Annotated in this window: 20 protein-coding genes and 1 pseudogene; 14 read left to right on the plus strand and 7 right to left on the minus strand. The window is 73.3% G+C overall.

Annotated features, from left to right (window positions below; genetic code table 11):
• Window positions 1-59: 59 nt before the first annotated feature.
• Window positions 60-635: a TetR/AcrR family transcriptional regulator gene (locus tag ABIB16_RS08890; RefSeq protein WP_061866764.1), complete on the plus strand. Its 576-nt coding sequence runs from the start codon at window positions 60-62 to the stop codon at window positions 633-635.
• A 13-nt stretch (window positions 636-648) separates the two neighbouring features.
• Here the strand turns inward: ABIB16_RS08890 and ABIB16_RS08895 are convergent, their stop codons facing one another.
• The 4 genes from ABIB16_RS08895 to ABIB16_RS08910 all read right to left on the minus strand — a co-directional run bounded on the left by ABIB16_RS08895 (window position 649) and on the right by ABIB16_RS08910 (window position 4,587).
• Entirely contained in the window at window positions 649-915 is a 267-nt protein-coding gene (locus ABIB16_RS08895) for a hypothetical protein (RefSeq protein ID WP_020625619.1), read from the minus strand.
• 383 nt (window positions 916-1,298) lie between these two features.
• Window positions 1,299-1,991, minus strand: coding sequence for a response regulator (locus ABIB16_RS08900; RefSeq protein ID WP_012751126.1), 693 nt, complete (start codon window positions 1,989-1,991; stop codon window positions 1,299-1,301).
• Between the two features lie 38 nt (window positions 1,992-2,029).
• Window positions 2,030-3,367 carry a sensor histidine kinase gene (locus tag ABIB16_RS08905; protein ID WP_061866766.1) on the minus strand — a complete coding sequence of 446 codons (1,338 nt, stop codon included), beginning with the start codon at window positions 3,365-3,367 and terminating at the stop codon, window positions 2,030-2,032.
• Between the two features lie 65 nt (window positions 3,368-3,432).
• Entirely contained in the window at window positions 3,433-4,587 is a 1,155-nt protein-coding gene (locus ABIB16_RS08910; protein ID WP_036316206.1) for a nitronate monooxygenase, read from the minus strand.
• An 81-nt stretch (window positions 4,588-4,668) separates the two neighbouring features.
• On the opposite strand from ABIB16_RS08910, the gene ABIB16_RS08915 reads away from it, so the two are divergent.
• From ABIB16_RS08915 to ABIB16_RS08925, 3 genes are all read left to right on the plus strand, one after another.
• Complete coding sequence (locus tag ABIB16_RS08915) at window positions 4,669-6,123, plus strand: L-lactate permease (protein ID WP_036316204.1); 1,455 nt, start codon at window positions 4,669-4,671, stop codon at window positions 6,121-6,123.
• Window positions 6,124-6,380: 257 nt separating this feature from the next.
• Window positions 6,381-7,046: a response regulator transcription factor gene (locus ABIB16_RS08920; protein ID WP_036316202.1), complete on the plus strand. Its 666-nt coding sequence runs from the start codon at window positions 6,381-6,383 to the stop codon at window positions 7,044-7,046.
• Entirely contained in the window at window positions 7,043-8,392 is a 1,350-nt protein-coding gene (locus ABIB16_RS08925) for a sensor histidine kinase (RefSeq protein WP_051995287.1), read from the plus strand. Before ABIB16_RS08920 ends, ABIB16_RS08925 begins: the two co-directional genes overlap by 4 nt.
• 128 nt (window positions 8,393-8,520) lie before the next feature.
• Here the strand turns inward: ABIB16_RS08925 and ABIB16_RS08930 are convergent, their stop codons facing one another.
• Window positions 8,521-11,898: a beta-phosphoglucomutase family hydrolase gene (locus ABIB16_RS08930; RefSeq protein WP_036316201.1), complete on the minus strand. Its 3,378-nt coding sequence runs from the start codon at window positions 11,896-11,898 to the stop codon at window positions 8,521-8,523.
• Between the two features lie 286 nt (window positions 11,899-12,184).
• Here ABIB16_RS08930 and ABIB16_RS08935 point away from each other — a divergent pair, with 286 nt between their 5' ends.
• Window positions 12,185-12,775 (plus strand): hypothetical protein, encoded by a 591-nt coding sequence (locus tag ABIB16_RS08935; RefSeq protein ID WP_036316210.1) that lies wholly within the window; start codon window positions 12,185-12,187, stop codon window positions 12,773-12,775.
• A gap of 16 nt (window positions 12,776-12,791) precedes the next feature.
• Here ABIB16_RS08935 and rlmC read toward each other — a convergent pair whose 3' ends face one another.
• Both rlmC and ABIB16_RS08945 read right to left on the minus strand, forming a co-directional pair.
• Window positions 12,792-14,003 carry a 23S rRNA (uracil(747)-C(5))-methyltransferase RlmC gene (gene rlmC / locus ABIB16_RS08940; protein ID WP_036316199.1) on the minus strand — a complete coding sequence of 404 codons (1,212 nt, stop codon included), beginning with the start codon at window positions 14,001-14,003 and terminating at the stop codon, window positions 12,792-12,794.
• A 10-nt stretch (window positions 14,004-14,013) separates the two neighbouring features.
• Window positions 14,014-14,622 (minus strand): HEAT repeat domain-containing protein, encoded by a 609-nt coding sequence (locus tag ABIB16_RS08945; protein ID WP_020628173.1) that lies wholly within the window; start codon window positions 14,620-14,622, stop codon window positions 14,014-14,016.
• A 120-nt stretch (window positions 14,623-14,742) separates the two neighbouring features.
• Here ABIB16_RS08945 and ABIB16_RS08950 point away from each other — a divergent pair, with 120 nt between their 5' ends.
• The 9 genes and pseudogenes from ABIB16_RS08950 to ABIB16_RS08985 all read left to right on the plus strand — a co-directional run bounded on the left by ABIB16_RS08950 (window position 14,743) and on the right by ABIB16_RS08985 (window position 24,861).
• The gene (locus ABIB16_RS08950) at window positions 14,743-15,717 is read left to right on the plus strand and encodes an acyl-CoA thioesterase (RefSeq protein WP_036316197.1); all 975 of its coding nucleotides are present in this window, start codon (window positions 14,743-14,745) and stop codon (window positions 15,715-15,717) included.
• A gap of 24 nt (window positions 15,718-15,741) precedes the next feature.
• On the plus strand, window positions 15,742-17,010 hold the full coding sequence (locus tag ABIB16_RS08955; protein ID WP_036316196.1) for a phospholipase D-like domain-containing protein: 1,269 nt from the start codon (window positions 15,742-15,744) through the stop codon (window positions 17,008-17,010).
• 301 nt (window positions 17,011-17,311) lie between these two features.
• Window positions 17,312-18,715 (plus strand): MBL fold metallo-hydrolase, encoded by a 1,404-nt coding sequence (locus tag ABIB16_RS08960; protein ID WP_036384546.1) that lies wholly within the window; start codon window positions 17,312-17,314, stop codon window positions 18,713-18,715.
• Between the two features lie 34 nt (window positions 18,716-18,749).
• Complete coding sequence (locus ABIB16_RS08965) at window positions 18,750-19,343, plus strand: rhodanese-like domain-containing protein (protein WP_052007121.1); 594 nt, start codon at window positions 18,750-18,752, stop codon at window positions 19,341-19,343.
• Between the two features lie 6 nt (window positions 19,344-19,349).
• On the plus strand, window positions 19,350-20,132 hold the full coding sequence (locus ABIB16_RS08970) for a sulfite exporter TauE/SafE family protein (protein ID WP_080696032.1): 783 nt from the start codon (window positions 19,350-19,352) through the stop codon (window positions 20,130-20,132).
• Between the two features lie 72 nt (window positions 20,133-20,204).
• Window positions 20,205-20,480, plus strand: coding sequence for a metal-sensitive transcriptional regulator (locus ABIB16_RS08975; RefSeq protein ID WP_044659303.1), 276 nt, complete (start codon window positions 20,205-20,207; stop codon window positions 20,478-20,480).
• Window positions 20,481-20,554: 74 nt separating this feature from the next.
• A pseudogene (locus ABIB16_RS11370) lies at window positions 20,555-20,713 on the plus strand (DUF8730 family Cys-rich protein); the annotation flags it as partial.
• A 288-nt stretch (window positions 20,714-21,001) separates the two neighbouring features.
• Complete coding sequence (locus tag ABIB16_RS08980; protein ID WP_036384543.1) at window positions 21,002-22,759, plus strand: ABC transporter ATP-binding protein; 1,758 nt, start codon at window positions 21,002-21,004, stop codon at window positions 22,757-22,759.
• Window positions 22,756-24,861, plus strand: a complete 2,106-nt coding sequence (locus ABIB16_RS08985) for an ABC transporter ATP-binding protein (RefSeq protein WP_020621743.1) — start codon at window positions 22,756-22,758, stop codon at window positions 24,859-24,861. Before ABIB16_RS08980 ends, ABIB16_RS08985 begins: the two co-directional genes overlap by 4 nt.
• Window positions 24,862-25,141: the final 280 nt, after the last annotated feature.

Genomic DNA, 25,141 nt, shown 5'->3' on the forward strand with positions numbered 1-25,141 from the left:
CCCGAGGGCGTCAGGTCCCCGCCGCCGGGCGGTGCCGGGCGGAGTGGGATGATGGGGACATGAGAGCCGACGCCCGCGCCAACCGCCAGGACCTGCTGGCGGCCGCCGGCCGTCTCATCGCCACCCAGGGGGCCGCGATGTCCCTCCGCGGGGTGGCGCAGGAGGCCGGGGTCGGCGTGGGCACGCTGTACGGGCACTTCCCCACGCGTCGGGATCTGCTGGACGCCGTGCTCGAGGACGTCGTGGCCCGCACCGGAGGGATCCTGCAGGCCTTCCTCGACGGGGCGGCCGGGGACGAGCGCGACGGCGGGGCCGAGGCGCGGTGGCGGCGGCTCGCCGAGGACCTGGGGGCCGTGAACCTGGCCTCGCTCGCGGCGGCCCGGGACGACTTCGACCCAGCCGACCGGCCGCCGGAGGCCCTCATCGCCGAGGCCGAGCGTGTGATCCTCGAGCTCGCGGACCAGGTGGTGGCCGGGGCGCGGCGGGCCGGGCTCGTGGGCCCGGACGTGACCGGGGCGGACTACCTGTTCGGCCTGCTCATGGTCACCCGGTCGCCGGAGTGCGAGCTGCTGGGCCACGGCCCGGGCCAGCGGGGCTGGCTGCTGGACACGTACCTGCGCGGCCTGCGGCCCTGAGGGCGCAGCCGGGTCAGTCGCCCGGGGCGTCGTCCTCCAGGACGGGGCGGGCGGTGGCCCACGCGACGGCGCCGGCGAGCAGGCCGGCGCCCGCGGTGAGTGCCAGGCGGAGCAGCCCCTCGACCCCCGTGAACAGGCTCAGGCCCAGCATCACGACGGCGGCCGTCACCAGCGCCACGAAGAAGGCCACGCATTCACTGTCCCGCTGCGCCTGCTCGGCGGCTGGGTCGGAGGCGCGGGACGTCGTCGGGGTGGGGTGGTCCAGGATGCTGCCGGTCATGGTGCCTCTCCTCCAGTGCGCGTCGGGCCGGGGCGGCCATCGGCGCGTGCACCCCGGCGGCGGACCCGCTGCGGGGCCTGCGTCCAGCATCGCGGAGGGGGTGGGCGCACCGGCAGGGCCATGAGGATGAACCTCGGGGCGTCCGACTCATACCCAGGTATGACCTGTGATTGTGCTGGCAGGTGCCTGGGGAGTGGCTCAGGGAAGGGCCCCGCCGCCCCGGCCGACCGCTGAGGCCGGCCGTTGAGGCCGGCCGTTGAGGCCCGCCGCCCAGGCCCGCAGACACGCCGCTACGACGACGGCGTAGCGGCGCGTCTGCGGGCCTCGACGAGGGGTGGGGCAGGGGCTAGGGCGGGGGCTGCAGGGCGTGCCGGAACGGCGGGTCAGAACTGCACGAGGCCCGCGCGGTGGGCGATGAGCACGGCCTGCACGCGGTCGCGGGCGCCGAGCTTGGCCAACACCCGGCCCACGTGCGTCTTCACCGTCGCCTCGGAGAGCACGAGCTCGGCGGCGATCTCCAGATTCGCGGCGCCCTGCGCCATGAGCACCAGCACCTCGCGCTCGCGCGGGGTCAGCGACGCCACCGCCGCCTGCTGCTCCTCGCACTCCGCGCTGCGGACCTGGTCCGAGCGCAGACGCGGGGCCATGTGCGTCAGGAGCCGGCGCGTCGTGGACGGGGCGATCACGGCGTCGCCCCGGTGCACCGTGCGGATCGCGGCGAGCAGCTCCTCGGGCGGGGCGTCCTTGAGCAGGAAGCCGCTGGCGCCCGCCTCGATCGCGTCGAAGGCGTACTCGTCCAGGTCGAAGGTGGTCAGCACCACGACGCGCGGGGCGTCCGGCCGGCGCAGCAGCGCGCGGGTGGCCTCGATGCCGTCCATCTCCGGCATGCGCACGTCCATCAGCACGACGTCGGCGCCCGCCACGGACACCGACGCCACCGCCTCGCGCCCGCTGCCCGCCTCCGCCACGACCGTCAGGTCCGGCTGCGAGTCCACGAGCATGGCCAGCCCGGACCGGATCAACGCCTGGTCGTCCACCAGGGCCACGCGGACGGGGGCGGTCTCCTCGGAGCTCATGGGGTCATCCTCTCAAGTCGGGCGGGGGCGGCCACCCCTCACACCGCCGAGTACGGCAGGTGGGCGGACACGCGGTACCCGGCCCCCACGCGCGGCCCCGACTCGAGCGTCCCGCCGAACAGGGCCGCCCGCTCGGCGGCCCCCCGCAGACCCTGGCCGCTTCCCCGGGTGGCGGGGTCGGCGGCGGCGCCGCAGCCGTCGTCGTCGATCTGCAGGTCCAGGCCGCGCGCCGTCCAGGCGAGCGTGACGAACGCGTCCGCGTCCGGCCCGCCGTGGCGCAGCGTGTTGGTCAGCGCCTCCTGCACGATCCGGTACGCGGCCAGCTCGCCGCCCGCCGGCAGCGCACGGCGGGGCGTGCCGGTCTCCAGCAGGGACACCTCGAGTCCGGACAGCCGCATCGTCTCCACGAGCGCGGGCAGGTCCGCGAGCCGCGGCTGGGGTCGGCGGCCCGGGGGTAGGCGGGTGCCGCGGCCGTCGGGGGAGGCGTCGGCGGCGGGCCGCCGAGCGTCGTCGTCCGTCACGCCGGGCACCCCGGCCACGGTCTCGCCGGTCTCGCGGAGCACGCCGAGCAGCTGGCGCATGTCCGCGAGCGCGGAGCGGCCGGTCTGGCCGATGGTCTCGAGCGCGGTGACCGCGAGCGCGGGCTTGGCGGCGGCGGCGTACCGGGCGCCGTCGGCCTGGGAGATGACCACCTGCAGGGAGTGGGCGACGATGTCGTGCATCTCCCGGGCGATGTGGCTGCGCTCGTCGGCGGCGGCGAGCTCGCGCTCCTGCCGGGACTGCACCTCGAGGCGGTGGGCGCGGTCCTCGAGGGCGCGCACGGTGAGGCGGCGGTTGCGCACGACGTCGCCGAACGCCCACGCGGTGAGCACCATGAGCCCGCAGCCGATCGCCATGATGACCATGGCCAGCGGCTCCGCGGGGGAGCGGACGGTGAGGCCGTCGGGCGTGACGAACTGCGCCGGGAACAGCCACACCTTCACCCCGTTGGCCACGCCGCCGGCCAGCCCCGTGAGGAGCCCGGCCACGGAGATGCTCCGGGGCGCGTTCGCGGCGAGGTTGTAGACGGTGAGCGGCACCATCAGCAGGGACATGCTGAACTCGGGCCCGGCGAGCAGGTGCAGGACGGCCGCGGCCGTCACGACGGCGGCCGAGGCCACCGGGCGCACCCGACGCACGGCCCACGGCAGGACCATGCCGGCCCCGGCCAGGAGGGAGACGGCCGTCTGCCTGCCCTGGGGGTCCGGGGCGACCATCGGCCCGAGCGCGATCCACGGGAGCGCCACGAGCACGGTGAACAGTGCCGCGGCGGCCATCACGTCGGTGCGCACGGGGTGCAGGCGCGTCCACTGGTCGAGGCGGCGCAGGGGGTTCACGCGGGCCAGCCTAGGCCGCAGGCGGAGGGGCCGGCGTCAGCCCGCGGGATGATCCGGGGCGGTCCTCAGGGCGTGAGGGAGGCGAGGACGTCGACGGCCGGCGCCTCCCGGACCCGGTGCGCCTCGGTGCCGGCCCACAGGTGGACGCGTTCGAGGTCGCCGGCGGCCGCGGCGGCGGCGCGCAGCCCCTTCGTCAGGACGTTGACCTCGGGGTACGCGGCGGGGGCGTCCGGGTGCTCCGCCATGAACGCGGTGGCCAGCGACCGCGCCCACCGCCCCGTGTAGGCGCGGGTCAGGCCGGTGCGGGCCCGGCCGTCGTCAGCGGAGAAGCGTGTCCCGGCCGCACACGCCGCGACGGCGGCCCGGTGCGCCGCCGAGGTGCCCGCCTCCGGGGTGAGGAGGAACGCGGTGCCGGCCGAGACGGCGTCCGCGCCGGCGGTCAGCAGGGCGCGCACGTCCTCGGCGGTGCCCACGCCGCCGGCGGCCACCACGGGCACGGCGCTCGTGGCCCCCGTCCCGACGACGTCGCGCACCGCCGGCAACACCGCCGGCAGCTCGGCGCGGGGCGGCTCCGCGGCCGGGTCCGACGTGCCCCGGTGCCCGCCGGCGCGGTGGCCCTGCACCACGAGGAACGCGGCCCCGTGCTCGAGGGCGGCCCGCGCCTCGGTCGCGTCCGTCACGGTGGCCCCGGCCGGGATGCCCGCGGCGGCCAGCCGGGCGAACACGTCCGCGGCCGGCAGGCCGAACGTGAAGGAGACCAGCGGCCACGCCTGCTCCTCGGCGGCGGTGAGCAGGGCGTCGAAGTCGGCCCGTTCGGCGTCGGGGTCCGGGACCACGTCCGCGGCCGTGGGCAGGTCGGCGGCGCCGTCGGCCGTCAGGTCCGCCCGGTACGCGGCGACGGCCGCCGCCCGCGCCGACCGTGCCGCCTCCGTGCGCGCCGCGTCCGGGATGGCCGTGTTCACCGCGTCCGGCACGAACAGGTTCACGCCCCAGCGGTCCGGCCCCTCCGCGCCCAGCAGCGCGCGCAGCGCGTCCACCTGCGCGCGCATCTGCGCGGCCGTCCGCATGCCGCCGGCGAGGAACCCGCCGCCGCCTGCGCCGACGACGGCGGCGACCAGCTCCGGGGTCGAGGGGCCGCCGGCCATCGGGGCCACCGCCACGGGCACGGGCGGGATCAGGCGGGCGCGGGTGACGTCGTCGGGGTGGGATGGCTGCGTCATGACCCCCAGAGTAAGGGGAGGGGTGTCGGCCCCACCCCGCGCCTACAGTGGGGCGCAGTACACGAGGAGAGGGGGTGCGCCGTGGAGGTGCTGCTCGCGCTCTCACCCATCCTGCTCACCCTCGTGCTGCTGCTCACCCGGCTGCCCGCGTGGGTGGCCCCGGCCGCCGGGACGGCCGTGGCCGTGCTGCTGGCCCTCACGGTCTTCGGCGTGGCCCCGGGCGACCTGGGCGGCGCGGTCGGCGCCGGCGTGCCCACGCTGCTCGAGATCCTGGCGATCATCGCTGGCGGTATCACCCTGTCCCGCGTCATGGAGTACTCGGGCGGGCACGCGCGCCTGGCCGCGTGGCTGTCGGCGGGCAACGGCCCCACGATCGCGACCGCGCTGCTCATGGTGCACGGCGTCATCCCGTTCCTCGAGACCGTGACCGGGTTCGGCGTCTCCCTGATCGTGGGTGTGCCGCTGCTGCTGGGTCTGGGCTACACGGCGTTCCGGTCCGCGCTGATCTCCGTCCTCGCGCTCACCATCGGCCCGTGGGGGTCCATGGCGCCGGGCACGCTCATGGGCGCCCGCCTGTTCGGCCTGGACTTCCGGGAGATCGGGGTCACCGCCGCGGTGTTCAACCTGCCGGCCTGCCTGGTGGCGGGCGTGGCCACGGTGCTGCTGCTGCGCGGGGCGCGCGGCATGCGAGTCGACGTCGGCCCGGCCCGGACACTGCCCTGGCTCGGCGTCGCCGTGCTCTCCGGGGTCGCCCAGTGGGCGCTGATCCTGGGGGCGAACCTCGTGGTCGGCACCGCGCCGGCGGGCGCCGTCGCCACGTTCGTGCTCACCGTGGCCTGGCTGCTCGTGATCCGCGGCGGCCGGCTGCTGCCCGGGCCGGGGCGGGACGTGGTGCCGTACCTGACGCTCATGGCCGGCACCGTGCTGGGCACCACCGTGAAGGGCGCGTTCGGACTCGAGGGGGCGGCGGCCCTCGTGGGGACGCCGGCGCTGTGGGCGTTCGTGGCGGTGGGCGTGGGCGTGCAGCTGCTCCACCTCGACGCCGCCGCCCGCCGCCGCGTCCCCCGCGAGGCCGGGAAGCTGTGGGTGGGCACCGCCATCCCCAACGCGCTCTACGTGGCGTTCGGGCTCATCCTCTCCGCCGGCGGGGTCTCGCAGGCGCTCGCGGGCGCGCTCAGCGGGATGGGGGAGTCCTACCTGGTGGCGATGCCGTTCCTCGGTGCGTTCGCAGGCTTCATCACGGCCTCGAACACCGGGGCCATGGCCCTGATCGGCCCCCTGCAGATGGACACAGGCGCCGCCCTGGGCGTCCCCCCGCCCTGGTCCAACGGCCTGCACAACGCGGCCGCGGGCTGGGGCATCGTCGCCGGGCCCGCTCGCATCCAGGTGGCCCACGGCATGGCCGCGGGGGCGCAGTCGCCGCAGATGCCCGGCTGGGCCGTGACGCGGCGGAACCTGTTCGTGGTGCTGCTGCCGGCCATGCTCGCCGGGATCCTCGGCATGGCCGTGATGGGCTGGTTCCTGCTGCCGCGGTGACGCGCGGGGGGTGGAGCGGGGCCCGGGTGGGGCGGCCCGGTTCCGTGGGCGGAAGCGGCAGGCCAGAGCGTTCCGTGGGCAGAAGTGCCCTCTCTTCTGCCCACGGAGGCGATGGGGTTGTGGGTTCTGCCCACGGAGGCGCCGGGACTGCGGTGGCCGGCCGGGCGCGGGAGCCGGCCCGGTCCGCCCCGAGGCGGGGGCCGACGTCGACCTTCGGTGGACGCGCGGCGGCCTGTGCGCCTCCTAGGCTGGGCGCCATGATCCGAGTAGTCGTGGCCGACGACCAGGCGTTGATGCGCACCGCCCTCGAGCACTTCGTGGCCCAGGCCGAGGACCTCGAGGTGGTCGGCTCCGCCGAGGACGGGGTCCAGGCCCTCGAGGCGGCCCGCACGCTGGCCCCCGACGTCGTGCTGATGGACATGCAGATGCCCCGCATGGACGGCGTCGAGGCCACCGCGCGCATCTCCGCCGAGGCCCCCGGCGTGCGCGTCCTGGCGATCACCACCTTCTCCTCCGAGCAGTACCTCGTGCCCGCCTTGCGCGCCGGCGCCGCCGGCTACCTCGTGAAGGACGCCCCGCCGGCCGAGGTGGTGGACGCCATCCGCCGCGTCCATGCCGGGGACGCCGTGTTCTCCGCCCGCGTGGCCGCGGACCTGGTGGAGGCCGTCACCGCGGCCCCCGAGCACACCGCCCCCTGCCCGGCCGAGCCCCTCGCCCCGCACGAGCGCCTCACCGAGCGCGAGCTGGACGTGGTCCGCGAGCTCGCCAAGGGCGCCTCCAACGCGGAGATCGCCGGCGCCCTGTTCCTCGCGGAGGCCACGGTGAAGTCCCACATCGGCAAGGTCCTGGACAAGTGGCAGGTCCGTGACCGCGTGCAGATCCTCATCCGCGCCGCCCGCGCGGGCCTCGTGGACATCGGATGAGCATCGCGGCGCCCGCCCCGGCTCGGACGACGACGGCGACGTCGCCCCCGCCTGCCGAGTCTCCCCTGGGCTCCCGCCTGCCGGCGATCCTGCGCACGGAACCCGTCTCCCGGCACACGCGGATCGTCCTCTATGTGATCGTCGGGCTCATGGTGCTGGGGGAGATCCTCACCCTGATGCTGGGGCCCACGGTGGCCGCCGGGCTGAGCGCCGACCCCGAACTCGCGGGCATCCTCGAGGAGGACGGCGGGCTGACGGGTGAGGGGCGGGAGCCGCTCCTGCGCTGGGTCCTGTTCCTGGCGAGCGTGCTGGTCACGCTGCTGTTCGGGTGGCAGCCCACCCTCGCGGCGGTGTTCGTGCTGCTCGGGTGCACGTTCGGTCTGGTGGGCCTCGTGGAGGCGGACCACGCGCACCTCACCCCGCAGGCGTTCAGTGGCGGGGTCGTCCTGGGCGCGGCCATGGTGACGCGGTACTCGCACCGGGTGTTCGTCTGGTTCGCCCTGGGCGCCCTCATCCTGCTCACCGTCGCGGGCGAGGTCCTCACCGACGGCACGTGGGCGGACGAGGACAGCCTCAAGGGCGTCATGGTCATCACGCTCATCGTCGCGCTGTGCGTGGCGGTGCCGGCCTTCATGATCCGCCGATCCCGGCATCGGGCCCGGGACCGCGAGGCGGCCCTGCGCCGGGCCGAGGAGGCCGCCGCCTGCGCCGCGGAGGCCGAGCGGCAGCGGATCGCGGCGGAGCTGCACGACGTCGTCGCGCACGGGCTCACCGTGATCTCGATGCAGGCCGCCATGCTGCCCACCCAGAGGGACCCGGACAAACGGGCCGCCGCGGAGAAGGCCATCGAGGAGGCCGCCCGGCAGTCCCTCGTGGACCTGCGCCGCATGCTCACCGCGCTGCGCGGCTCCTCCCGCAACGCGCAGACGGCGGAGGGGGACGCCGTCGTGGACCTGCCGGCCCGCCTCGACGAGTTCGAGGCCCAGCTGCACGCGGCCGGGTTCGCGGTCGAGCGCTCGCTGACCGAGCTGGACGAGCTGCCGCGCTCCCTGGAGCTGACCGTGCTGCGTGTGGTGCAGGAGTCGGTGACGAACATCCTCAAGCACGCCCCGCGCCGCGGCACGGTGCGCCTGACCTCGCAGCTCGAGGGCGCGGACCGCCTCGTGCTGTGCATCGCCAGCCCCATGGACGAGGGCGAGCCCCGCCGCGACCGCGTGGTGGTCGCGATGGCCAGCGGCTTCGGCCTGGCCGGCATGCGCGAGCGCGTGGCCGTGTTCGGCGGCACCCTCACGGCCGGCCCGCTGGGCGGCTGCTGGGTGGTCCGCGCCGAGCTGCCGCTGCGCTGAGCCGGGGCGGCAGCCGCGTCCTCCCGCGTCCTCCCGCGTCCGGGGGCGAAAGTGGGCGGTATCCGCGCGGGATACCGCCCACTTTCGCCCCCAAAGGGACGGGGTGGGGTGGCCGACGACGGCGGCCCTCAGCCCAGCGGGACCGTCAGCTTCTCGCCGGGGGACAGGGTGTGCTCGCGGCCGGCGATGATCATCGGCACGTCGTGCCACATGCCCTCGCCCGCGGCCACCGTCACCTCCCGCTGGGTCATCTGGATGACCACGGGCTGCTGGCGGAACCGGATGGTGAACCGGGCGCCGGGCAGCTGGGCGGGCATGCGGGGGTGCAGCCGGACGACGTCGTCGCGCGTCTCGAGGCCCGCGTAGCAGCGGATCACCGTGTCCACGGTGCCCGCCATCAGGCCCAGGTGGATGCCCTCCTTCGTGGTGCCGCCCTGCGTGTCCGAGAGGTCCGACTCGAGGGCCTCCGTGAACAGGTCCCAGGACCGGTCCGGGTCCGTGCGGGCCGACACCCACGCGTGCACCAGCCGGGAGAGCGTGGAGCCGTGCGTCGAGCGGGCCTCGTAGTACGTGACCATCCGCTCGAACGCCTCCTCGGGCAGCTCGTAGCCCATGCGGCGCAGGATCCGGTCCAGCTCCTCGGCGGAGAACAGGTATCCGAGCATGAGGGTGTCGGCCTGCTTGGAGAGCTTGTACCGGTTGGTGGCGTCGCCCTCGGCCTGCAGGATCAGGTCCATGCGGCCGATGTTCCCGTACTTGGCGCGGTAGGCCTCCCAGTCGAACTCGAGCAGGTCCTGGTAGCCCTCGAACTGGGCGAGGATGCCGGCCTCCTCGCCCTCCTCGAAGAACGGCACGGTCAGACGGGTGCTGACCTCCTCCCAGCGCTCGATCTCCTCCTCGGAGATCTCCATGAGCTCGGGCAGGCCGTCGTCGATCGTGTCCAGCCAGCGGACCAGGCGGGCGGTCTCCGCGAGCACCCACGAGGTCAGCACGTTCGTGTACGCGTTGTTGCGCAGGCCGGAGCCGGGGGTCTCGGGATAGCCGTCGTGGAACTCGTCCGGGCCCATGACGCCGTGGATCTCGTAGCGGTCCGTGACGGCGTTGTGCAGGGTCATGGACATGAAGAACCGGGAGATCTCCACGAGCATCTCCGCGCCGTAGTCCGAGATGAAGGACGTGTCCTTCGTGATCTCGATGTACCGCAGCACCGAGTAGGCGATGTCCAGGGAGACGTGCCGCTGGTTGTGGGAGTTGTCCGGCATCCACATGCGCGAGCGCGGGTTCCACAGCTCGGTGGGCGTCTCCTCGGAGCCGTCCGCCCCGGACTGCCACGGGTACATGGCACCGGCCCAGCCCTCGGCCTGGGCGTTGGCGCGGGCCTCGTTGAGACGCCGGTAGCGGTACATCAGCAGGCCCCGGGTGATCTCGGGGCGGCGCAGCGTGAGCATCGGGTAGACGTAGATCTCGTCCCAGAAGATGTGGCCGCGGTAGCCCTCGCCGTGCAGGCCGCGTGCCCCCACGGAGGCGTCCAGGTCCCGGCGGCGGCCGTAGGCCGTCTGGAGCACGTGGAACGTGTGCAGGTTCAGGGCGAGCTGCTGGCGCAGCGACGCGCCGTCCTTGCCCATCGGGACCGCGGACCCCACCGGGGCCGAGTGGCCGGCGTCGACGACGGGCGGCGCGTATTCGCCGCCGGCCTCCGCCGCCGTGGAGCGGCGCTGATGCCGGTACGGCTCGGCCAGGTCGATGCGCACGGAGAACCGGTCCCAGTTGGTGCCCCAGCGCTGCTCGTGCAGGGTCAGCAGGTTGCGGAAGTTCTGGGCGCGCTGGACGTCCTTCACCGCCGACTCCCACACGGAGGCGTTGGCGTGGTCGTGGCTCGTGGCGACGGCGGCGATCTTCTCCAGCACGAGCGGCACGCCCTCGTCCACGTGGAGGAGGATGTCCTGGCCGACCACCAGGTCCGAGCCGTCCACGGGGCGGCGGATGGGCTCGTGGTGGCCCACCGGCGCCACCTGGCGGGTGCGGGTGGCCACGGCCACGTGGATGCCGGACTGGTTGGTGGCGGTCTCGAGCAGGACGGTCTCGCCGTCGATCTCCCGGGCCTGGACCGGCTCGAGGTGCTGGTTGGCGAGGGTGCGGTCGTCGGAGACGTTGAGGTTGGCCACGCGGCCCTCGATCTTCGAGCGCACCGTGAGGTCCCCGGACCAGTTCTCCGCCACGACGGTCAGCTCGATCGCGGCGAGGTGCCGGTTGGCCAGCGAGGTGAACTGTCGGGTGTGGACCGTGGTGCGCCGGCCCTGCTCGTCCTCGAAGGTCATGGTGCGGGAGAGCACGCCGCGGCGCAGGTCCATCTCCTGGCCGTACTCCACGAGGTTCTCCTCACCCGGCAGCAGCGGGCGGCCGTGGCGCGGGGTCACCACGAGCGGGGTCCAGTCCTGGATGTTGACCATGTGCTCGGTCTCCACGACCCGGCCCTGGACCATCGAGGTCAGCCGGTTGAACACCCCGGCCATGTAGGTGCCGGGGTAGTGGACGGAGGAGATGTGCGTGCCGGGCACAGCGCCGCGGGTGCCCCAGTACCCGTTGGCCAGGGTGCACAGCACCTCGCGCGTGCCCTCGGAGGCCGGGTCGAAGCGGTCCCAGCGCAGCACCCACGCGGGGTCGAACGGGGTGGTGGTGCGGTCCTCCAGATGCAGGGTCCCGTAGTCCTGGACCACCAGGTGGGCGCCGGCCGCCTTGAGTCGGCCCTTGCCGAGCTCGGGCTCGCGGTCCACGCCGATCACGAGGCCGAAGCGGCCGTCCGAGGCGGCCTTCACGCCGGAGACGGCGTCCTCGAGGACCATCGCGTCCGCGACGTCGACGCCCAGCTCGCGGGCGGCCTCCCAGAACATCGCCGGGTCCGGCTTGCCCGGCAGCCCGCGCTCGACGGCGGTGTTCCCGTCCACGATCACGGGGAAGAAGTCCAGCACGCCGCCGGCCGTGAGCACGGCGCGGGAGTTCTTGGAGCTGGTGACCAGTGCGACCGGCACACCCTTGGCCCGCAGCCGCTCGAGGAGGTCCTGGGCCTCCGGGAACACGCGGACGCCGTCGCGCTCGAGGACCTGCTCGAAGTAGCCCTGCTTGCGCTCGGCGAGGGCGAGGACGGTCAGCTCCGGGGCGGCGTCCGCCTCGGGGGCGTCGGCCTCCGGCACCCTCAGGCCGCGGGAGGCGAAGAACGTGCGGACCCCGTCCTCGCGGGGGCGCCCGTCCACGTGGTGCAGGTAGTCGGCGGCGGCGTCGAAGGGACGCAGCACGTCCGGGTCCGCGGCGACGACGGCGGCGTTGGCGGGCAGCGCGCCCACGGCGGGCAGCGCCCCGTCGAAGAGCTCCTTCCACGCCTGCGCGTGCACGCCGGCGGTGTCCGTGATGACCCCGTCCATGTCGAAGATGACGGCGCGGTAGCGGCGGAGCCGGTGACGGCGGGCGTTCAGGTCCTGCGGAGCGGCGGGGGTGAGCGTCTGCGACATGGGAACCAGCCTACGGGCGGGGAAGTGGGGCCGCACGGGGAGTGCCGCGGCGATGTTCACCGCAGCGAGCGCGCCGTCGTTCCGGCCGACCGCACCGCAGCGACATCACAGCGGTTCTCAGCTGCGGTGATGTCGCTGCGGCGCGGTGGGTTCCGGGAATAGGGTCGTGCCGACGGGGCGGACGTGTGCCCCCGCGCGCCGGAAGCGTGGCCCGGGAACGAGCAGGACACACTCGGCGGAGATGGCCGGGGGGCGAAGGGCTCATGAACTGGATGATGAGCAAGTGATGGATGCGAAGCCGACGCGGTTGCGGAAGAAGGCGACGCGGGAGGAGATCCTGGCGAGTCTGCCGGTGCAGGCGCGGGTGCGTCCGGCGCGGTGGTTGCTCCTGTGGCTGATCGTCGTGGTGTGCATCGCGGTGTTCGTGTGGGTGATCTTCCGGCCGCCGGAGGATGTCTCGGCCGGGTTCGGGGTGTGGCGTGTGGCGTCGTTCATCGGGTTGGCGCTGGCGTTGGCGGTGCTTCCCGCCGCGACGATGGGTCTGTTCCGGCCTCGGCATGTCACGTTCGATGAGCGACGGGTGTGGACGCGGGACTGGTCCGTGGACTGGGCGGACGTGAAGGAAGTCCGTGCTGTGGCGCCAGAGTCGGAGCACACGATGAAGGTGGCGCTCAAGGTGGACGAGCGGCTGTGGAACGAGGGTGGTCTGCGCAAGGCCAACCGGTGGGACTCGGGACGGCCGTTGCAGGGTGGCGGGTTGACCCGTGCGCAACCGCTCGTGCTCACGCAACCCGCGCTCGCGCCGTCGGCTCTGACGCTGCTGCAGGTCTTCGTCGAGTTGAAGAAGCGGAACCGTCGGGCGGGGAGCCCGCGGTGACGCGCCCCGGCTTCCGTCACCGCCGGGTCAGCAGCGTGAGCACCTCCGCGTGCCGGGTCTGGGGGAACATGTCGAACACCTGCACCCGCGCCACCCGATAGCTCGGCATCCGGGCCAGGTCCTGCGCGAGCGTCGCCGGGTTGCAGCTGGAGTACAGGACGGTGGGCACACCCGAGTCCTCCAGCGCGTCCGCCAGCTCGGCGCCGATGCCCCGCCGCGGCGGATTCACGACGACGGCGTCCGGGCGGGGCCGCCGTTTCTTGGACGAAAGCGCCTCCGGAGCCCGCCGTTTCTCGAACGAAAGCGCGGAGGTGGCGTCGCCGTCGGAGAAGCGCGCCCGGTCGGCCAGGCCGAGCTCCGCGGCCGTCTCCCGGGCCGCGGCCACCGCCTCGGCGGAGGACTCCATGCCCCACACGTCGCGCACGCCGGCCCGGGCCAGGTGGAACGCGAACCCGCCCACCCCGCAGTACAGGTCCCACGCCGACGCCGGCACACCGCCCTCGGCGACCCACGCCGCCGCCGTCGCGTACAGCCCCTCGGTCACCGCGGTGTTCGTCTGGAAGAACCCCTGCGGGCGCAGCCGCAGGCCGATCCCGTTCAGTTCCATCCGCAGGGTCGGCCCGCCGGCGAGCACGATCTCCTCGTCGCCCTCGGGCAGGGCCACGTGCTCGGGCAGCAGGTTCGCGCTCACCACGGCGGCGGGTGTCCCGCGCGCCGCGAGGTCGTCCAGCAGCCCCGGCACCGCCGCGCGCAGCGCGTCCAGCCGGTCGGCGGAGCGCAGCACGAACCGGACCATCGCCTCCCGGTCGGGGGAGAGCGTCACGATCACGTTCTTCAGCTCGCCCGTGCGGGCGGCGACGTCGTAGGGCTCCAGCCCGGCCGCCGTCACCGCCGCCGCGCACGCGTCGAACACGCCTTCCATGCCGGCCTCGTACAGGCCGCAGTCGCGCAGGTCCACGCCGGCGCCGTCGTGATGCCGGGGGTGCTGGCGCGGGTCCAGGATGCCCAGCCGCGGCGCCGCCGCCGACCCCGTGACCACGAGCTTCGCCTTGTTCCGGAATCCGGCCTCCGCGGAGGCGAACGGCTCGGCCACGACCGTGTCCGCGTCGACCGCGTCCGCCAGGGCGGCCAGGACCGCGGCCTGCTTGTCCGCGAGCTGCCGGGCGTACGGCACGCCCATCAGCGGGCAGGAACGGCACTCGCCGACGTCGAAGTGGGGGCACTGCACGGGCGTCGCCTCAGCCCTCGAGGCTGACCCGCAGGCCGGGCCGGTCCAGGCGGATCGCGAGCTGCTCGAGGGCCAGCTCGGCGGCCGCGGCCAGGTCCGCGTCCACGTCCATCACCATGCCGGTGAGCACGGGCAGGGCGGACTCGAGGTCCTCGGGGCGGGCGAGGGCGCCCAGCGCGGACGCGGCCGACGCGCGGACCTCCGGGTCCGGGTCGGCACAGCCGGCCCGCACCGCGTCCACGAGGGTGCGGTCGACGGCGGCATCGCGGCGCAGCGAGCCGGCGCGGGAGGCGAGCACGAGGTGGGCCGCCGAGCGGACGTCCGCCTCGGGGGCGGTGAGCGCCCCGGTCAGGGCGGGCAGCGCGCTGCGGTGCCACGCGTGCATCAGGGCCAGGGCGCCGGTCGCGGCGGGGCTGAGGTCGCCGTCGTCGCCGGTGAGGGCGCGGGCGGCGCCCGAGGTGACGTCATCGGGAGTGGCCGCGCCGGTCATCAGGCGCACCGCCAGCCCGGCGACGGCGGCCTCCCCGCGCTCGGCGACGGCGGCCTCGGTGCGGCGGCGCAGGCGGTCGTGCGGAGTCTGGGGCTCCGCGGGCAGGGGGAGACGGTCGAAGGCGGTCATGGGTCCATTGTCCCCCGTGCGCGGACCCGCCTGGGGCGCGGCCGGGAGGTTCCCCGCAGACTCCTGGACGGGGCGTGACCGGCCGCACAGGGCCCGGACTCGGGTGATACGTTCGACGGCATGAGACCCCCCGGAGCCCTCGCCCTCGAATTCCGGGCGGACAGCTTCGATCATCCCACCGGCCTGGTGGACGCCGGCACCGTCATCTCCTGGATCGAGAAGGCCGGCTACGCCGTCGCGGCGAGTTGGGCCGGGACGTTCGTGCGTGCCCGCTACATGGGGCACACCCAGTTCCGGCACCCCGTGCCGGTGGACCGCCGCGCTGTGGTGCAGGCGCGCGTGGTCCACACGGACGGCGCCGAGGTGCACGTCCAGACCCGCCTGCTGCTGCCGGAGATCCGCGACGACGACGGCGACCCCGTGGTCGCCACCTCGTCCCTCGTGGTCTACGCCGCGGAGGAGGGCGGGGTGCCCGTGACCGTGCCGGTCTGGGAGCCCTCGACCCCCGGCCAGATCGAGCGCGACGAACAGGCCCGCCGCTCCACCGTGGCCCGCCGCGCCGTCGAGCGCGGCATGGCCCGACTGCCGTTCCCCGCGCCCGGGGAGGCCCCCGAGGAGATGAGCACCCTCGCGTTCCTGGCCCCCAACGCGGAGGCCACCGTGGGCGGCACCATCAACGCGGGCGCGATCCTGCGCTGGGTGGACGAGGCGGCCGCCGTCTGCGCCGCCCGCTGGACCGGACATGAATCCGTGGTCGCGGTGTTCGGCGGCGGTGTGCGCTTCGTGCGGAACATCCACGTGGGCGACCTCGTGCGCGTGGAGGCCCTCCTGGTGAACACCACGGAGCGGTCCATGCATGTGGCGCTGCGCGTCTACGCGAGCCGACGCACCGGGGCGGAGTCCCGCCTGGTGGCGCACTCGATCGCCGTCATGGTGGACGTCTCCGCGGAGGACCAGGCCCAGCGGGTGCGGCAGTACATCCCCGAGAGCGAGAGCGCCCGGAGGCTGCAGGAGACGGCGATCGAACTCGTGCGCATGCGCTCCGAGGTGAGCGCGGCCTGGACCGAGATGCGCCGCTCGACCGATCCGCGCTGACGGGGCCCTGAGTAGACTGAGCGAATGCGTCGACCGTCCCTGCCGTCCCTGTCCCGCCTGCCGGTCCGTCGTCTCCTCCGGGGAGCGGCCGTGGCCGCGGGCGTCGGTCTCGTGGGACTGCCGCTGACGGTCGCCGCCGGGCTCACCGGCGTGGACATGGTCAAGCGCGGCGGCCGAGTGCGCCGACCCGCGCCGAACCCCGGCGTGTTTGACGCCCACGTGGAGGGCTCCGAGCTGCGCATCTTCACCTCGGGTGAGGACCTCTACAAGGAGATGATCGCCGCGATCGACGGAGCGCAGCGGATCATCAAGTTCGAGACCTTCATCTGGAAGGGCGACCCCACGGGCCAGCGGTTCATGGACGCCTTCAACCGGGCGGCCGCGCGCGGCGTGGAGGTCTACGTCTCCTACGACGGGTTCGGGAACCTCGTGGTCCCGCCCCGCTTCTACCGTCAGCTGGACCCGCGCATCCACGTGTTCCGGCTGCCGGCCTTCGCCCGCCCGATCTGGCGAGGCGTGGTCCGGCACAGCGGGTTCAACCACTCGAAGATCATGGTGGTGGACGACGAGGTCGGCTTCGCCGGCGGCTTCAACATCGGCGACGACTACGCCCGCCTGTGGCGGGACACCCACGTGCGTGAGCGCGGCCCGGCGGTGTGGGCGCTGGGCCAGTCGATCTCCATCAAGTGGAACGCCCACCACCGCGCGGGCGAGCAGATGTCCTGGCGCCCCCCGGACACGTGGGACCCGCGCGTCACCGTGGCCGCGAACCAGCCGCCGCTCCTGGTCTACCCGATCCGGCTGAGCTACCTCGACGCCATCCAGCGGGCGCAGCACCGCATCCTCATCAACACGCCGTACTTCATCCCGGACCAGCAGGTCCTCGAGGCGCTGCTGCACGCGGCCCGGCGCGGGGTGGACGTGCAGGTGATGGTGCCGGAGGACTCCAACCACATCGTGGCGGACTGGGCCTCGCGCGGCTTCTTCGGGAAGATGCTCGAGGCCGGCATCACGATCCTGCTGTACAGGGCCAGCATGATCCACGCGAAGACCGCCACCGTGGACGGCATCTGGTCCACCGTGGGCTCGGCCAACGTCGACCGCCTCTCCCTGGGCTTCAACTACGAGTCCAACGTGGTGGTCGTGGACCGCGACTTCGCCGCCCGGATGGAGGAGATCTTCGCTCTCGACGCCCAGCGGGCCGTCCGGATCGACACCCCGCGCTGGGAGGACCGTCACGGCCTCGCCCGCGTGGTCGAGGCCCTGCTGGTACCACTGCGTCCCCTGCTCTGAGGACCCCGGGCGCTGAGCCAGACGTTTCTGCAGTTCTGACGCCCGATCCGCAGCGGAATCATCTGGCTCACGCCCCCCGCCGCGTGAGCCAGACGTTTCTGCCGTTCTGACGCCCGATCCGCAGCGGAATCATCTGGCTCACGCCCCCTGGCGACGTCTCCCGACCGTGCCGTCCCTTCCCGTCGCCGCCCGGGCTCACCCTCTCTCTTGCATACCCCTGGGGGTATACCCTACGCTCGTTCTCGACATACCCCAGGGGGTATCGGATGGACATCGAGACCCCCCGACCCGGAGGAGAACCATGCTGCTCGAGCGCATCTACGACGAGGACCTCGCCCAGGCCAGCTACGTGATCGGCTGCCAGGCGAAGAACGAGGCGATGGTGGTGGACCCCCGCCGCGACATCCAGGTGTACCTGGACCTGGCCGCCAAGAACGGCATGACCATCACCCACGTGACCGAGACCCACATCCACGCGGACTACCTCTCCGGCACCCGCGAGCTGGCCCACGCCACCGGCGCCCAGATCCACCTGTCCGGCGAGGGCGGCGAGGACTGGGCCTACGGCTTCGAGGGCAACCTCCTCAAGGACGGCGACACGGTGACGCTCGGCAACATCACCGTCGAGGCCGTGCACACCCCGGGCCACACCCCCGAGCACCTGTCCTTCCTCGTCACCGACGGCGCCTTCGCGGACGCCCCGGGCTACATGCTCACCGGCGACTTCGTGTTCTCCGGCGACCTCGGCCGCCCGGACCTGCTGGACGAGGCCGCCGGCGGCGTCGACACCCGCTTCGAGGGCGCCCAGCAGCTCTTCGCCTCCCTCAAGGCGAAGTTCCTGACCCTCCCGGACCACGTGCAGGTGTTCCCGGCCCACGGCGCCGGCTCCGCCTGCGGCAAGGCACTCGGCGCGCTGCCCTCCACCACGGTCGGCTACGAGCGCAAGTACGCGTGGTGGTCCGACTACCTGAAGAACGACGACGAGCAGGGCTTCATCGACGAGCTGCTCGACGGCCAGCCCGACGCCCACGCCTACTTCGCCCGCATGAAGCGCCAGAACAAGCAGGGGCCAGCCATCCTGGGCGAGCTGCCCGAGCTCGAGGAGCTGGACGCCGGGGGCGTGCAGGCGACGCTCGCCGAGGGCGCCGTGTTCGCGGACACCCGCGGTGTGGACGAGATCCTCGCCGGCACCGTGCCGGGCGCGCTGGCCTTTCCGTCCCGCGGCAAGGTCGCCACGCACGCCGGCTGGGCCTACGACCCGGAGAGCGACGACGCCGCCCTCGTCCTGCTCGCCGAGGACCGCGAGGACGCGCACACGATGCGCGACCACATGATCCGCGTGGGCGTCGACGCCGCCGCCGCGTTCACCACCTCCGTGGACGGCCTCACGTTGGAGCCGGTGCCCACCGTGCAGGCCGACGAGCTGCGGTCCCGCATCGAGGCCGGCGAGGTCGGCGCGGAGCAGGACACCGTGCTGGTGGACGTGCGCAACAAGACCGAGTTCTCCCACGGCACCGTGGCGGACGCCCGGCAGCTGAACGCCGGCAAGGTGCTCTTCCACCAGGAGGAGCTGCCGAAGGACAAGACCCTGGTGACCTTCTGCCAGTCCGGCCTGCGCAACATCGTGGCCGCCCAGGCGCTGCGCCGCGCCGGGTTCGACGTGATCGAGCTCGAGGGCAGCTACGCCGCCTGGCAGCAGTCCTGACACACCCCCAGACCAACCCCGAGGAGCCCCTCCCATGAGCGTCACCCTGTCCCCCGTCGCCCCGCGCGACCTGAAGGCCGAGCTGGCCGCCCGCCCCGACGCCGTCGTGCTGGACGTGCGCACCCCCGGCGAGTTCGAGACCGAGCACATCGCCGGCTCCTACAACGTGCCGCTGGACCTGCTCCAGGAGCACGCGGACGAGGTCGCCGCCCGCCTGGACGGCACCGCGGTGCTCGTCTGCCAGTCCGGCAGCCGGGCCGGCACCGCCCAGGACCGTCTGGCCCAGGCCGGCTTCACCTCCGCGCGCGTCCTGCAGGGCGGCATCTCCGCCTACGCCGAGGCCGGCGGCGAGGTCGTCCGCAGCGGCAACCGCTGGTCCATGGACCGTCAGGTCCGCATGACCGCCGGGTCCATCGCGCTGGTCGGGGCCGTGGCCTCCCAGGTCGGCTCGAAGCGGTTCGGCCTCATCCCCGCCGCGATCGGCGCGGGCCTGTCCTTCTCCGCCGTGTCCAACACGTGCGCCATGGCGTCCGTGCTGGCCAAGATGCCGTGGAACCGCCCCGCGCAGGAGCGCTCCGCGGGCGACGTGATCGGCCGCATCCCCACCGGCGCGGGGAAGCGGAGCTGACCCGTGATGTGGATCGTCCTCGCCCTGGCCCTCGTGGTCGGCCTGCTGCTCGGCCTCATGGGTGGCGGCGGGTCGATCCTGATGGTGCCCCTGCTGACGTACGTGGCCGGCCTCGAGCCGAAGCAGGCCATCGCGGGCTCCCTGTTCGTGGTGGGTGTGACCTCGCTGGTCTCAGTGCTGCTGCACTCGCGGCACGGCACCGTCCGGTGGCGCACCGGCCTGATCTTCGGCGCGGCCTCGATGGTGGGTGCCCTCCTGGGCGGCGTCGTCGGCGGCTTCCTGCCGGGGACCCTGCTGCTGATCGCCTTCGCGGTGATGATGCTCTTCACGGCGTGGGCCATGATCCGGCCCAAGAAGACGCAGCCGGCGGCCGCCCCCTCAGTGGAGGCCTCGGCTGACGTCGAGCCCCGCCGCCACCCGCTCGGGAAGATCCTGCTGGAGGGCGTCGTCGTCGGCTTCGTCACGGGCATCGTCGGCGCCGGCGGCGGGTTCCTCGTGGTCCCTGCGCTGGTCCTGCTCGGCGGCCTGCCGATGTCCGCTGCGGTGGGCACGTCCCTGCTGGTGATCGCCATGAAGTCCTTCGCGGGCCTCGGCGGCTACCTGACCAGCGTGACGCTGCCGTGGGACCTGCTGCTGTGGGTCACCGGTGTGGCCGTGGTCGGTGCGCTGATCGGCGTTCCGCTCATGAAGCGGGTCCCGGAGAAGGCGCTGAAGAAGGGCTTCGGCTGGTTCGTGCTGGCCATGGGCCTGGTGATCCTCGTCCGGGAGCTCATCGGTCTCCTCGTGTGACATCCGGCGACGTCGCCGGATACCCCTGGGGATATGATTCCCCTCCCCGCCACCGTGACAAAGGAGGTCGCCGTGCGCACCGCCGACGCCGAGACCCAGCGCAAGATCCTCAACCGCCTCAAGCGGGCCCGCGGCCAGCTGGACGCCGTCATCCGCGAGGTCGAGGGCGAGGGTCGCTGCAAGGACGTGGTCACGCAGCTCTCCGCCGTCTCCACCGCGCTGGATCGCGCCGGCTTCGCGGTCGTCTCATCCGCCATGCAGTATTGCCTCGCCGACCCCGAGAAGGCGGAGGACGAGGAGAAGCTCACCGTCGCCGAGCTCGAGAAGCTCTTCATGACCCTGGCCTGACCGGCCACCCCGAAGCCCCCTCGCCGAAAGGATCCCTCATGTGCCGTCCGGCGCGCTGACCCGTCTGCCGCAGGGCCACCTGGGCCGGATGCGGCCGGCACGTCGAGTCCCTCAAGGCCGTCGTCCCCGCGGCGCAGTGGTGCGATGGCCGTCACCCTGATGCCGAGCGCGACGCAGCCCGCGCGGGCCGTGCCGGGGCCGCAAGGTTCTTCGCGAGGCTCTTCGGGCGCTGAGCCAGGCGTTCCGGGGGCGTGAGCCAGATGTTCGTGCTGTTCTGAGGGACCCTCAGCCGCGGAAACGTCTGGCTCACGCCCCCCGTCTGGCGTCGCTCAGTCCTCGTGCGGGTCCGCCAGCGGGTGGTTCGGCAGCCGGCTGTCCGGGGTGCGCCCGCGGCGTCCGACGACGACGGCTGCTGCCCGACCTCCTCGCCCGCGGCTGGGGCACAATGAACCCGGCCCACGTCGGCCCACCTCACTGCAGCCCACGCGGCCGCGCGCCCATCCCGACTCCCTGGGAGCCCCATGCTCTGGACCCTGCTCCGCCGTCACGGCCGGCGCTATCGCGGCGCCGTCGCGGCCGTCGTCGTGCTGCAGCTGATCAGCACGCTGGCCATGCTGTACCTGCCCAGCCTCAACGCCCGCATCATCGACGAGGGCGTAGCCCGCGGTGACACCGCCCGCATCTGGGACATCGGCCTCGTGATGCTCGGCGTCGCGCTGGTGCAGGTGGTCGCCGCGATCGCCGCCGTGTGGTTCGGGGCGAAGGCCTCGATGGGCGTCGGCCGGGACCTGCGCCGCGCCGTCTACACCCGCGTGGACGCGTTCTCCGCGGAGGAGCTCGGCCGCTTCGGCGCCGCGACCCTCATCACGCGCGGCACCAACGACGTCAACCAGGTCCAGATGCTCACCCTCATGGCCCTGAACTTCATGGTGGCCGTGCCGATCATGGCGGTCGGCGGCATCATCATGGCCATCCGCGAGGACCCGGGCCTGTCCTGGCTCGTGTGGGTCTCCGTGCCGGTGCTGCTGGTGATCGTGGCGTGGATCGTCGCCCGTCTCATGCCGCTGTTCCAGCGGATGCAGGACAACATCGACGACGTCAACGGCGTGATGCGCGAGCAGATCCAGGGCATCCGCGTGGTCCGCGCGTTCGTGCGCGAGCGCCACGAGACACGCCGGTTCACGGACGCCAACGCCGCCCTGACGGAGACGTCCGTGCGGATCGGCCGGCTGTTCGTGCTGCTCGGCCCGGTCATCACGATGATCCTCCACCTCGCCACCGCCGCCGTCCTGTGGTTCGGCGGCGAGCGCGTGGACGCGGGGCTCGTGCAGGTCGGCGCGCTCACCGCGTTCATGCAGTACCTGCTGCAGATCCTCATGGCGGTGATGATGGGCACCTTCATGATGATGATGCTCCCGCGCGCCGTGATCTCCGCCCGCCGCATCGGCGAGGTCCTGGACACCGTCCCCACGCTCGCTGAGCCGGTCCGCCCGGTGACCCCCGCGCGTCGCGACGGCGCCGTGGAGCTGCGCCACGTCACCTTCCAGTACCCCGGCGCCGAGGCGCCGGTGCTCGACGACGTCAGCTTCGCCGTCGCCCCCGGCACCACGACGGCGATCATCGGCTCGACCGGCTCCGGCAAGTCCACGCTGATCAGCCTGCTGCCGCGGCTGTACGACGCGACGTCCGGCGAGGTGCTCGTGGACGGTGTGCCGGTGACCGACCTGGCCCGGGCCGAGCTGACCGAGGCCGTGGCCCTCGTGCCGCAGAAGCCGTACCTGTTCTCGGGCACCGTGCGGGAAAACATGCAGTTCGGGGCCCCGGACGCCTCGGACGAGCGCATCTGGGCGGCCCTCGAGACGGCCCAGGCCGCCGACTTCGTGCGCGCCCGCACCACCGGCAAGGCAGAGACGGCGGCCTCCGGTCTGGACTCGCGCCTCTCCCAGGGCGGCACGGACGTCTCCGGTGGCCAGCGCCAGCGCCTGTCCATCGCGCGTGCCCTCGTGGCCGAGCCGCGGATCCTCGTGTTCGACGACTCGTTCTCCGCGCTGGACGTCACCACCGACGCGCGGCTGCGGGCGGCGCTCGACCGCGCGGCGGCCGGGGTGACTCGGATCGTCGTCGCCCAGCGGGTGGCCACCATCACCGACGCCGACCAGATCATCGTGCTGGACGAGGGCCGCGTGGTCGGCCGCGGCACCCACGCCGAGCTGCTGGCGGACAACCAGACCTACCGGGAGATCGTGGACTCCCAGCTGACCGCGGAGGACGTGGCATGAGCGAGCACCTGACGGACGAGGAGATCCTCGAGATCCAGGAGCAGGGCGCCACCGACGACTGGGGCGGCGGGCCGGCCCGCAAGGCCAAGGCGTTCTGGCCGTCCGCGAAGCGGCTCATGAGCCTGTTCCGCACGGAGAAGCTGGGCCTGGTGGTGGTCGCGCTGATGGTGCTGGTCGCCGTCGTGCTCAACGTGTGGGCCCCGCACGTCCTGGGCCGGGCGATGGACGTGATCTTCGGCGGCGTGGTCTCCGCGCAGATGCCCGGCGGGCTGAGCCGCGAGCAGGTCATCGACGGGCTGCGCGCCCAGGGCGAGGACCAGGCCGCGGAGATGCTCTCCGGCATGGCGTTCACACCGGGCGAGGGGATCGACTTCACCGAGCTGGGCCGGCTGATCCTGATCGTGCTGGCCATGTACCTCGTGGCCCAGCTGTTCATGTGGCTGCAGGGCCGCGTGCTCAACGACCTCGTGATGCGCCTCGTGTTCCGCCTGCGCGAGGACATCGAGGCCAAGATCAACCGGCTGCCGCTGAGCCACTTCGACCGCGGGCAGCGTGGCGACCTGCTCTCCCGCACCACCAACGACGTGGACAACGTCCAGCAGGCCCTCCAGCAGGCGTTCGCCTCGCTCGTGTACTCGGCGCTGACCGTGATCGGCATCGTCGGCATGATGTTCTGGCTGTCCTGGCAGCTCGCGCTCATCGCCCTGATCGCCCTGCCGGTGGCCGGTGTGGTGGTGGGCGTGATCGGCAAGAAGTCCCAGGCGCTCTTCTCCGCGCAGTGGCGGGAGACGGGCCGGCTCAACGGGCACATCGAGGAGTCGTTCACGGGGCACGAGCTGGTGACCGTGTTCGGCCGTCAGCGGGACATGGCCGCGCGCTTCGACGAGCGCAACGAGGAGCTGTACGAGGCCGCGTTCACGGCGCAGTTCTACTCGGGGATGATCATGCCGATCATGCAGTGGGTGAACTGGCTGGGCTACGTGGGCATCGCGGTGGTCGGCGGCCTGCGCGTGGCCAACGGGCAGATGACCCTCGGCGCCGTGACCGCGTTCATCCAGTACTCGCGCGAGTTCAACCAGCCGCTTGGGCAGATCGCCGGCATGTCCAACATGCTGATCTCCGGCGTGGCGTCGGCCGAGCGCATCTTCGAGCTCCTCGACGAGCCGGAGGAGACCCCCGACGGCACCCCCGCCCGCACCCCCGACGGCACTTTCGTTTGGGAAACGGCGCCCTCCGAGAGCGCTTTCGTTCGGGAAACGGCGCCCTCCGCCATCCCCGGGCCCGACGGCGTCGCCCACCTCCCGCGCCCGCTGCGCGGTCGCGTGGAGTTCGAGCATGTGCGCTTCTCCTACACGCCGGAGAAGCCGCTCATCACGGACCTGAACTTCGTGGCGGAGCCGGGGCAGACGGTCGCGATCGTCGGGCCGACCGGTGCCGGCAAGACCACCCTGGTCAACCTGATCATGCGGTTCTACGAGGTGGACGGCGGGCGGATCCTGCTGGACGGCGTGGACACCCGCACGGTCAGCCGCGGCGAGCTGCGCGCCGCCACCGGCATGGTGCTCCAGGACGCCGTGCTCTTCGGCGGGACCATCCGGGAGAACATCCGCTACGGCCGACTCGACGCCACGGACGAGGAGGTCGTCGCGGCGGCGAAGGCCACCTACGTGGACCGTTTCGTGCACACCCTGCCCGACGGCTACGACACCGTGATCGAGCAGGACGCCGCCAACGTGTCCGCGGGCGAGCGGCAGCTCATCACCATCGCCCGTGCGTTCCTGGCCCAGCCCTCGCTCCTGATCCTGGACGAGGCCACCTCCTCCGTGGACACCCGCACCGAGGTGCTGGTCCAGGGCGCGATGGCGGCGCTGCGCTCGGACCGCACGAGCTTCGTGATCGCCCACCGCCTCTCCACCATCCGGGACGCGGACGTCATCCTCGTGATGGAGGACGGCGACATCGTGGAGCAGGGCTCGCACGATCAGCTGCTGGCCGCTCGCGGCGCGTACTTCCGGCTGTACAGGAGCCAGTTCCAGGGCGGGGAACAGGCGGAGGAGCAGGACGACGACGGCGCGCCCGCCGCGCGCGAGGACGCCCGCTGAGGCCGGGGCTGGATGGCGCCGGCGCCCAGCCACTGGCCGCTGGCGTCGCTGCGACACGGGACCACCCGATGACCTTCTCGATCCAGGTGCCGGTGAGTTTCACGAGCCCGCACCTCTCCGGAGCCGGAGGTGTACGGGGCTAGGGCGCGCGGCGGTGACGGGAGTATCGAAACCCGATCGTCGGGCCACCCCTGCCGGTGTGGCCGCGCTCATTCGTCCCCTGAGATTGCGCATCCGTCACGCGCAGGACCCTCTTGACTCCCTGGTGGGGCACGTCTGT

The sequence above is a fragment of the Micrococcus sp. UYEF5 genome (genome assembly GCF_040546065.1).
Classification (GTDB): Bacteria; Actinomycetota; Actinomycetes; order Actinomycetales; family Micrococcaceae; genus Micrococcus; species Micrococcus luteus.